This window comes from Corallococcus sicarius, from assembly GCF_003611735.1.
In the GTDB taxonomy this organism is placed as follows: domain Bacteria; phylum Myxococcota; class Myxococcia; order Myxococcales; family Myxococcaceae; genus Corallococcus; species Corallococcus sicarius.
On record NZ_RAWG01000349.1, the window covers coordinates 1 to 9,346 of the forward strand.

At 70.0% G+C, this 9,346-nt stretch carries 10 protein-coding genes and 1 pseudogene; 6 read left to right on the forward strand and 5 right to left on the reverse strand.

The genetic code is table 11. From position 1 onward, the window contains the following. The 4 genes from D7X12_RS35085 to D7X12_RS35100 all read left to right on the forward strand — a co-directional run. A partial coding sequence (locus tag D7X12_RS35085; protein ID WP_120629565.1) for an ABC transporter permease subunit occupies positions 1–537 on the forward strand: 537 nt, incomplete at its 5' end. After that, positions 537–1,589, forward strand: coding sequence for an ABC transporter ATP-binding protein (locus D7X12_RS35090; RefSeq protein ID WP_167509092.1), 1,053 nt, complete (start codon positions 537–539; stop codon positions 1,587–1,589). The genes D7X12_RS35085 and D7X12_RS35090, both read left to right, overlap by 1 nt. Positions 1,590–1,666: 77 nt before the next feature. After that, the gene (locus D7X12_RS35095) at positions 1,667–2,128 is read left to right on the forward strand and encodes a carboxymuconolactone decarboxylase family protein (RefSeq protein WP_120629566.1); all 462 of its coding nucleotides are present in this window, start codon (positions 1,667–1,669) and stop codon (positions 2,126–2,128) included. Position 2,129: 1 nt separating this feature from the next. Beyond that, complete coding sequence (locus D7X12_RS35100; protein WP_120629567.1) at positions 2,130–2,993, forward strand: sigma-70 family RNA polymerase sigma factor; 864 nt, start codon at positions 2,130–2,132, stop codon at positions 2,991–2,993. Here D7X12_RS35100 and D7X12_RS35105 read toward each other — a convergent pair. Next, positions 2,986–3,897, reverse strand: a complete 912-nt coding sequence (locus tag D7X12_RS35105) for a LysR family transcriptional regulator (RefSeq protein WP_120629568.1) — start codon at positions 3,895–3,897, stop codon at positions 2,986–2,988. The two genes, D7X12_RS35100 and D7X12_RS35105, sit on opposite strands and share 8 nt — an antisense overlap. Positions 3,898–4,008: 111 nt before the next feature. Between D7X12_RS35105 and D7X12_RS35110 the strand changes: the two genes are divergently transcribed. Together D7X12_RS35110 and D7X12_RS35115 are read left to right on the forward strand one after the other, a co-directional pair. Beyond that, positions 4,009–5,037 (forward strand): zinc-dependent alcohol dehydrogenase family protein, encoded by a 1,029-nt coding sequence (locus D7X12_RS35110; RefSeq protein ID WP_244224963.1) that lies wholly within the window; start codon positions 4,009–4,011, stop codon positions 5,035–5,037. A 17-nt stretch (positions 5,038–5,054) separates the two neighbouring features. Then, positions 5,055–6,056 carry a class I SAM-dependent methyltransferase gene (locus tag D7X12_RS35115; protein ID WP_120629569.1) on the forward strand — a complete coding sequence of 334 codons (1,002 nt, stop codon included), beginning with the start codon at positions 5,055–5,057 and terminating at the stop codon, positions 6,054–6,056. On the opposite strand, the gene D7X12_RS35120 is transcribed toward D7X12_RS35115, so the two are convergent. The 4 genes and pseudogenes from D7X12_RS35120 to D7X12_RS43175 all read right to left on the reverse strand — a co-directional run. Continuing rightward, entirely contained in the window at positions 6,043–6,828 is a 786-nt protein-coding gene (locus D7X12_RS35120; protein ID WP_120629570.1) for a class I SAM-dependent methyltransferase, read from the reverse strand. The genes D7X12_RS35115 and D7X12_RS35120 overlap by 14 nt on opposite strands. 60 nt (positions 6,829–6,888) lie before the next feature. Further along, the gene (locus D7X12_RS35125; RefSeq protein WP_244224964.1) at positions 6,889–8,010 is read right to left on the reverse strand and encodes a sterol desaturase family protein; all 1,122 of its coding nucleotides are present in this window, start codon (positions 8,008–8,010) and stop codon (positions 6,889–6,891) included. A gap of 152 nt (positions 8,011–8,162) precedes the next feature. Beyond that, entirely contained in the window at positions 8,163–8,747 is a 585-nt protein-coding gene (locus D7X12_RS35130) for a DUF642 domain-containing protein (protein ID WP_158620184.1), read from the reverse strand. 165 nt (positions 8,748–8,912) lie between these two features. Then, positions 8,913–9,346: pseudogene (locus D7X12_RS43175) on the reverse strand (putative metal-binding motif-containing protein); the annotation flags it as partial.

Here is a 9,346-nt window from a genome sequence, read left to right on the forward strand (position 1 = left end):
GGCGTGGAGGCGATGGCGGTGTGGCCCTTCGCGGTGCCGGGCACGGTGCTCGCGCTCGCGCTGCTGGTGGCGTTCTCGCGGGACTGGCGGTTCGTGGTGCTGGAGCGGATGGCCTTCGTGCTGGCGCTCGCGCACACGCCGTGGCTGCTGCTCGTGGCCTACGTCGGGAAGTACCTGGCGCTGGGCGAGCGCAACAGCTCCGAGGCGCTGGCGCAGGTGGACCCCTCGCTCGCGGAGGCGGCCCGGGTGGGTGGTGCGGGGCCGGCGCGGGCGTTCGTGGACGCGACGCTGCCGCTGCTCCGGCCGGCGCTCACGGTGGCGTTCGTGCTGGCGTTCCTCGCGTGCGCCACGGAGATCACCTTGTCGGTGCTGCTGGTGCCCGCGGGCTCGGAGGTGTTGGGGACGCTGCTGTTCGAACTGCAGAGCTACGCGGATCCGGCCGCCGCGGCGGTGCTGGCGTGCGCGTTCGTGGCGCTGGTGGTGGCGGGACAGGGTGTGCTGGCGTGGGCTCGGCGGCGCGTGCCGGAGGTGCGGTGATGGCGGCCATCGTCCTGGAGGGACTGGTCAAGGCGTATGGCGGGACGCCCGTGGTGCGGGGCCTGAGCCTGGAGGTGGGCCAGGGGGATCTGGTGTCCCTGCTGGGGCCCTCTGGCTGCGGGAAGACGACGACGCTGCGGATGCTCGCCGGGCTGGAGCACCCGGATGCGGGCACCATCCGCCTGGGCGACGACGTGGTGGCCGGGCCCGGCGTGCGCGTGCCCCCGGAGCGGCGCGGCCTGGGCATGGTGTTCCAGAGCTACGCCGTCTGGCCGCACCGCAGCGTGGAGGCGAACGTCGCGTATCCGCTGGTGCTTCGGAAGGTGCCCCGGCACGAGGTGGCCACCCGCGTGCGCGAGGCCCTGCGGTGGGTGCGGCTGGAGGCGTTCGCGGCGCGGATGCCGCACGAATTGTCGGGCGGGCAGTTGCAGCGCGTGGCGCTCGCTCGGGCGCTGGTGGCGGGGCCGCGCGTGCTGCTGCTGGACGAGCCGCTGTCGAACCTGGACGCGGCGCTGCGTGAGGAGCTGCGCGCGGAGATCGCCGCGCTGCGGGCCCGGCTGGGCACCACGCTGGTGTTCGTCACGCATGATCAGGGCGAGGCGCTGGCGCTGTCGGACCGCATCGCGGTGATGAACCGGGGCGTCATCGAACAGGTGGACACCCCGGAGCGGCTGTACCGGGAGCCGGCGACGCCGTTCGTCGCGGGCTTCGTGGGCGGCGCGAACGTGCTGCGGGGCGAGGCGCGGGCGGGCACCTTCCACTGCGCGGGGACGGACGTCGCGTTCGAGCTGCCGGCGGAGCTGAAGGGACGCTCGGGACCGGGGACGCTGGTGGTGCGGCCGGAGGACCTGGAGCTGGGGGAGGCGGGCACGCCGCTCGTTCTGTCCGCCCGCCTGTTCCTGGGCCATGCGGCGGAGTACCGCTTCCCGGTGGCAGAAGCGTTCCTTCGCGTCATCGGGCCGGCACTGGAGGGGGTGCGCGCCGGGCAGACGCTCCGGGTGCGCCTGCGAAAGGCCACGGTGTTCGAGGAGGAAAAATCCCCTCCGAAATGACCATGTCACAGGCCGCGAGGGTGATTCGTCCTGGGGGCGGACAGGATGTTCCTGCCCCGAAAAACGGAGCCACACCCATGAAGGCCAGGATGAATCCCTTTGAGGCCGCGCCGGCCGTGATGAAGGAACTGCTCGACTTCGGAGCGAAGCTCAAGGGCAACGGGCTTGAGGCGAGCCTGACGGAGCTGGTGCTGATCCGCGCCTCGCAGCTCAACGGCTGCGCCTACTGCATCCACATGCACACCCGCGACGCCCGCCAGCACGGGGAGACCGAGGAGCGCATCTACCTGCTGTCCGCCTGGCGGGAGTCGCCCCTCTTCACGGAGCGCGAGCGGGCGGCCCTGCTCTGGACCGAGGCCCTGACGCTCGTTTCGCAGACGCACGCGCCGGACGCGGACTACGCTGCGATGCGGGCGCACTTCAGCGAGGAGGAGAGCGTGAAACTGACCCTGGTCATCGGAATGATCAACACCTGGAACCGGATCCAGATCGGCTTCCAGGCCGTCCATCCGGTGGTGTCGCGAAGTGAAGCCGCCTGAGGTGAATCCCGAGGATGCCTTCGACCCGCTCCGCCCGCGCCTGCTCCGCATCGCCTACCGGATGCTGGGCAGTGTCGCGGAGGCGGAGGACGTGGTGCAGGAGGCGTATCTGCGCTGGCACCAGACGGACCGCGCCGTCGTGCGGGACGCGGAGGCCGTGCTCGTCCGCACGGTGTCGCGCCTGTGCCTCGACGTCCTCAAGTCCGCCCGCGTCCAGCGCGAGCAGTACGTGGGGACCTGGCTTCCAGAGCCCATCGTCGAAGCGGTGGAGGGCGACGACTTGACGCTGACCCTGATGCTGGCCCTGGAGCGCCTGTCCCCCCTGGAGCGGGCCGCCTTCCTGCTGCACGACGTGTTCGGCATGGACTTCGACGAGGTGGCGAAGGCCATCGACCGCGACCCCGCGGCCTGCCGTCAGCTCGCCAGCCGGGCGCGCACCCACGTGCGTGAAGCCCGACCGCGCTTCCCGGTGTCGGAGGGCAAGGGCCGCGAGCTGGCCTCGGCGTTCTTCACCGCGTCCCGGAGCGGGGACATGAACGCGCTCCAGGCGCTGCTCGCCCAGGACGTCGTCACGTACACCGACGGCGGAGGCAAGGTGAAGGCAGCCCCCAACCCCATCTACGGCGCGGACAAGGTCCTGCGCTTCTTTGGTGGGTGGCTGCAGCGCTTCGGGCTGAACTCCTCGCGGCTCGTCTACGAGGGGCTCATTGACGGACTGCCGGCCATCGTGACCGTGGAAGCGGGCGGTGTATTGCAGACCACCGCGTTCGCCTTCGAGGAGGACCGCATCGTCGCCATCTACGTCACGCGCAATCCCGACAAGCTCCAGGGCATCCGCAGACTGGTGGGCCAGGACGTCACTTGATGACGGGCGGCAGTCCCTTCGCGAGCGCATCGATGGCGACGCGCACGCGGACGGGTAGGTGCGGCGTGGCAGGCCAGAGCGCATGGACGTCGAAGAGCAACCCGGGACTGTCAGGCAGCAGCCGCACCAGCTCCCGGTCGCGGACGTGGTCCCGGATCAACCAGCAGGGCAGCCACGCGAGCCCCATCCCCGCGACGGCCGCGTCGGCGATGGCCTCCAGGTCGTCCAACCGCAAGCGCGAGCGGGGGACGAACTCCGCGTTCGTGCCGTCCTCCTGGGGAAAGAGCCACGTGCGCACCTGCCCGGAGCGGACGTAGGCGAGCGTGTCGTGCTTCGCGAGCGCGTCCCGGGTGCGGGGCGTGCCGCGCTTGCGCAGGTAGGCGGGTGAGGCGCAAACGGTCATGCGCTGCTGGCTGACGCGGCGGGTGGTGAGCCCGTCTCCGGCGCCCATCCCGTTGCCGCCAGCGCTGCGGATGACGAGGTCGAAGCCGTCCTCCAGCAGATCCACGGTGCGGTCGCTGAAGGACAGATCCAGCTCAAGCTTGGGATGCGCACGCGCGAGGTCGCGGAGGATGGGCGCCACGCAGCGACGGCCGAACAGCACGGGCATGCTGACGCGCAGCCTGCCGGCGGCCTCCTGCTTGCCGGACTCCAGCAGCGCTTCTCCCGCGCGCAGCTCCGCCAGTGCGCGCAGGCACCGTTCGTAGAAGACCTGTCCGTCGTGGGTCAGGCTCTGCGAGCGCGTCGTGCGATGGAAGAGGCGCACCCCCAGCCGCTCCTCCAGCCGCGCCACGGTCTTGCCCACCGCGGAGCGCGACAGGTGGAGCTTCGCGGCGGCGGCGGAGAAGCCACCGGCGTCGACGGCTTCCACGAAGACGGACACACCGTGCAGGGGATCGCTCATGTTTCGTCCATTGTCGCCGTGGGGGCGACACTGATTGGAACCCTTGTCGCCACTGGAGAAATCCGTTCGACAATACCTTCTCCGCCACGAACCTGCTGCCAGGAGAAGACCGTGGTGACCTCGACGATGAAGCGCTGGGAGATGGATGCCCCTGGACGTGCGCGGCTGCGCCTCAACACCGTGGCGATCCCGGAGCCGGGCCCCGGTGAGGTGTTGGTGAAGGTGGCGGCTGTGTCGCTGAACTACCGGGACAAGCAGGCCATCGAGTCCGGCGGGGGCCCGGCGATGAAGTTCCCCTTCACCCCGGCTTCGGACCTCGCGGGCGTGGTGACGGGCCTGGGGGCGGGGGTGACGCGGTTCGCGGTGGGGGACAAGGTCCTCTCCACGTTCTCGCCCGGTCGCCTGGATGGCCCGGGGCATGGGTCGGCGCGCGTGGCTCCGTACGTGATGCTGGGAGGCACGCACCCGGGAGTGCTCGCGGAGTTCGTCGCGTTCCCGGCGGACTGGTTCGTCAGGGCACCGGACACGCTGGATGCGGCCGAAGCCAGCACCTTGCCCTGCGCGGGCCTGACGGCGTGGACCGCGCTGGTGGAGTACGGCCCGGTGCGTCCGGGACAGACGGTGCTGGTGCAGGGCACGGGCGGCGTGGCGCTGTTCGGATTGCAGCTCGCGCGGGCCCAGGGCGCGGACGTCATCGTCATCTCGGGGAGCGACGAGAAGCTGGCGCGGGCGAAGGCGCTGGGCGCGACGCACGTCATCCACCGGGAGCGCGAGGACTGGGTGGAGGCCGTCTACCGCCTCACCGCGGACCGGGGCGTGGATCACATCCTGGAGCTGGTGGGCGGCGCGCACCTGGGACGCTCGCTCGAAGCGGTGGCGCTGCATGGACGCATCTCCGTGATTGGTGTGTTCGAGGGCTTCACGGTGACGGGCTCCTCCATTCCGCTCCTGCTCAAGGAGCCGACGATCCGGGGCATCAACGTGGGCCACCGGCGGGGATTGGAGGAGCTGGTGCGCGCGGTGGACCGGCTGGGGCTCAAGCCTGTCATCGACACGCGCTACCCCCTGGCGGACCTGCCCGCCGCGCTGGAGCACCTGGACCGGGGACCGTTCGGGAAGGTCGTGGTGGAGTCCCGCTGAGCGATAGGGTGGGGGGCATGTCGCGCCCCCCTGTTCCCCTTGAGAGTCCTCGGCGCTTTCACGCCGAACCGCTGGTCCTCGTGCTGCGTCACCTGGAGGCGGCGCTGGCGGCGGGCCCGGGGGCCGTGTCCATCGAGGTGCCGGATCCGGACCTGGGCCGGGGCCACTATCCGGGCGAGCGCGTCGGGCCGGAGGGAGGGCTCGTCCATCGGCCGCTGCGAAGCTGGTGTGACCTGGCGGAGGGCCTGTCCTGCCGCCTGCGCACGCCGCGCGAGGTGGATGCCACGCACGTGCGGCTCACGTTCGAGCCTCTGGGAGCGGAGGCTCCGTGGCACGCGGGCAGTGGGGAAGGGGAGCGCTCGGAGTCGCCGCAGGAGCGCTACGGCGCGGCGTCCGCGTTCGCGCGGGTGCGGAAGTTCGAGGATGCGGGCTTCCTGTTGCCGTGGCTGGAAGCCGTGGAGCGGCTGCGCCTGCCGCCGGGTGCGCGGGTGTTGGATCTGGGCGTCAACCGGGGGGATGAGCTGGCCGCGTTCGAGTGGGTGGAGGGCGCGAAGGGTGCTCGCTTCGTCGGCGTGGATCACAGCGCCAGCGCGATCGCGGAGGCCCGTAAGGCCTTCCCGGATGCGCGCCATGCGTTCGTCCAGGCGGATCTGAACGCGCTTCCTTCGGGGTTGGGACGCTTCGACGCGGTGGTGTCCGTGGGCACGCTGCAGAGCCCTGGCGTGGATGACCGGGCGCTCTTGCGCAAGCTGGTGCAGGAGCACCTGGAGCCGCGGGCTTCGTTGGTGCTGGGCTTCCCCAACTCCCGCTTCCGCGACGGCGAGGTCGTCTACGGCGCGCGCGTTCGCAACCTGCGCGAGCCGGACCTGTCGCTGCTGGTGAAGGACCTGTCCTTCTACCGGCGCTACCTGCACCAGCACGGCTTCCGCACGTTCCTTGGTGGGAAGTACGACCTGCTGCTCACGGCGGTGCGTGGGCAGCAGGCGGACGCAGGCGACGAGGACGTCAGCCCGGCTTGACGAACTTCAGCGCGAACCGGTCGCTGGTGCCCCGGCGCTCGCCTGCGGCGCCCGGGCTGGAGTTCCAGTCGCGCGTGTCCTGCGGGTTGCGCCAGACGTTGCTCTCCTCCTGGAGCTTGAAGCCCGCGGCCTCCACCTCGTCGCGCACCAGCTTCTCGTCGATGCGGTGCAGGGTCTCCGTGTCGGCGATGCCCGTGCCCGGCTTCGCGCTCGAGTCGAGGACGACGTAGAAGCCGCCCGGCTTGAGCGCCTGGAACACCGCCGTGTTCATCTTCGCCCGGTCCACGCCGAGCCACGTCGTGTCGTGGTAGATGATGTTGCTCACCACCACGTCCAGGTCGTTCACCTCGGGCGGGAACGGCGCGTCGAGCTCGCGGTCCAGGCGCACCACGTTCTGGTTCACCGGACGCGCCAGCCGCTCCTGCCACCGCTTCTCCGCGAAGCGCTCCAGCACGACCTTCGGGTTCTCGCCGTACACCTTCCCGGTGGGCCCCACCGCGCGCACCAGGAACTCCGTGGTGTAGCCCGTGCCGGCCATCAGCTCCGCCACCTTCATGCCGGGCCGCACGCCCGCGAACTCCAGCAGCGCGGCGGGATTCCGGCCCGCGTCGAGCGCGCGGTCCGCGTCCGTGCGATCCGGGGCCGCCACGAGCGCCTGCATCGACACGGGAGCCTCCTGGGTCTGGGACGTGGGGGACGACGAAGGCGCGGGCGTCGAGTGGGAACAACCCGCGAGGACGAGGAACGAAGCAGCCGTCAGTGCGTAGCGCATGCGCGATCTATACGGCCGCGCCCCCAGCTTGCCTCTCAAAATGGGGCGGAAGGACGCCCGCTACCCGTAGGGCGTCTTCTCGTGCCGCTTGAACGGGTAGGCGAGCTGCCCCAGGTAGGTCTCCGGAGGCTGGAACTGCGTGGTCCCGTAGCGCGAAGGCCAGTGCGCCGGCTGGTGGGCGGTGCCGAAGATGACGTCAATGAAGGACAGGAAGACGGCGAAGTTCTTGTCGATGCCCTCCTCGTCCGACGTGTGGTGCCAGTGGTGGAACTCCGGCGTCGCGAACACCCACCGCAGGTAGGGCCAGCGGTGGTTCACGTTCGCGTGGATGTACACGGCGTGGAAGGACACGAAGACGAGGTAGCCGTAGATGGCGGACGGGTGGAAGCCCAGCAGGAACACCGGCACGAAGCCCGCGAACCGGTTGACGAGCACGTCCACCACGTGTGAACGCGAGCTGGCCAGCCAGTCCATGTGCAGCGGCGAGTGGTGGATGGCGTGGAAGTTCCACAGCCACGGCACCTTGTGGAAGGCCCGGTGCACCCAGTAGCTGACGAGGTCAATCACCAGGAGGATCTCGAAGAACTGGAGCCACACGGGCTGCGCGGCCACGTGCTGCTGGAAGTCCATGCGCACCGCCCAGGACAGGAAGACCTGCACCGGGATCAGCACCGCGAAGGAGATGAGCTGCACGCCCACGTGACTGACGAAGAAGTGCTTCAGGTCCGTCTGCCAGCCCGGACGGAAGATGCGCTGTTCGTGCAGGCCCCACAGCCGCTCCATGGGGATGAACACCAGCCCCAGCACCAGCAGGTCCAACGCGAAGAAGTCCAGACCGGCGCTCATCGCGCGAGGCGTGTGCGTGAGGGGCTCCGCCTCGCCGCCGCCCAGCAACATGGCCACCATCGCCAGCACCATGGCAATCACGCCGTGCGCCTTGGAGCGCAGGGTCAGCACGCTGAAGGCGCCCAGGAGGAAGGTGACGACGATGGACACCTGGAGGATGCCGCGGAAGACGCCCAGGTGCTCGACGTAGAAGGCCCGCCCGTCGTTGGACACCAGCACGTGGGGGAACAGGAAGCAGAACTCAGCGAACACGCACAACACGCCCAGCAGACCGCCGGTGACGCCAGCGCGCTTGCCCAGGTTGATGCGCAGGGCGGGGGCCAGAGGGAATTCCAAGAGAGCCATCCAGGAGGAGAGAAGCCGCGAAACAATCCTACGCCACTTCCCGACGTGGCCTCTGGGGCCCCGGGATGCTGTGGCATCAAACGAAGACGGGCCGCCGCCCCGGTGGAAGGGACGACGGCCCGAGGCTCAGTGCGCCGTGAGGCTCACGGTCCGTTGACGGTCAGGTTGTCGATGGCGAGCCCACATCCGACGCCGCCGGAGGTGCTGGTGAGCTTGATCAGCGTCGAGGTGGTGGTGGCGTTGAAGGTATAGGTGCGCAGGCTCCACGTCGCGGAGGCGTTGGAGGTGCTGGCCGTGCGCGTGTCGTAGGCGATGTCCATCGAGCGGGAGACGGTGGTGCACCCCGGGCTGTTCGAGACGTAGAACGCCAGCGTGTAGCCCCCGCCCACCACGGTGGGGACGTACTGGGTGACGGAGCCCGCGTTGGAGCCGTTGAGGTCGATGGTCTGCAACCCTCCGGCCGGCACCTTGTAGGGGTTCTTCATCACCTTGATGCTGCCGGTGATGGTCCAGGGCGGCAGCGCGGTGCTGCCTGCGTTGAGCTGGACATAGTTGAAGTTGCCGATGGCGTTGGCCTCGAAGCCGCCGTTCGTCGCGACGTTGATGCCCTGCTCGACGGTGGCCACGTCGGGATCCTGGCTCACGGCGTCCGGTCCCCCACAGCCCGCCAGCGCGAAGAAGCCCAGGCCCAGCACGGTGCCGCGACGCAGCAATTGCATGCGATTCATAGGATGTATTCCCCCTGATGTGTGTTTTGGCCGCGTGAGACAGTCGGGGTCCCCGACACCTCGCCGCGCGGTCAATGGCAGGCGGAAAACAGGATACATGGATTCACAGTGAGTGTGTGGAACTTCACACTCGCTGCTTGCTGGCCTGACTGCCCTGCATGCGGGTCAGGGGACCTGACAGCCGCCGGTGGCAGGGGGGCTGATGACGGCGCCCACGGGTGTTTCGCAACTCTGGACGGAGCGCAGGTGGATGGAGCCCACGGCGCCACCGCCTCCACCGCCGCCCCCTTCCGCGCTGCCGCTCTCGGTGCCGTCGTCCCCCTTCACGGGCGGGGTGCTGCCAGCACCACCGGCTCCGCCGCGACCGCCCGTGATATTCCCACCGCCACCGCCAGTGGCGACGGTGCTGCTGCTCTCGGCTCCGTCGATACCATTCCAACCGCCAGTCCCCGAGCTGTTGTTGGCGCCACCGCCCTCGCCACCGCTGCCTCCGTTCGCGGTGAGCCGTGCAGCGGAGGTCAGGCTCACCTTGAGGGCTTCCAACACCACCCGGCCGCCACTGCCGCCGCCGCCGCCGCCCGCGGCGCCTTGCGCGCCAC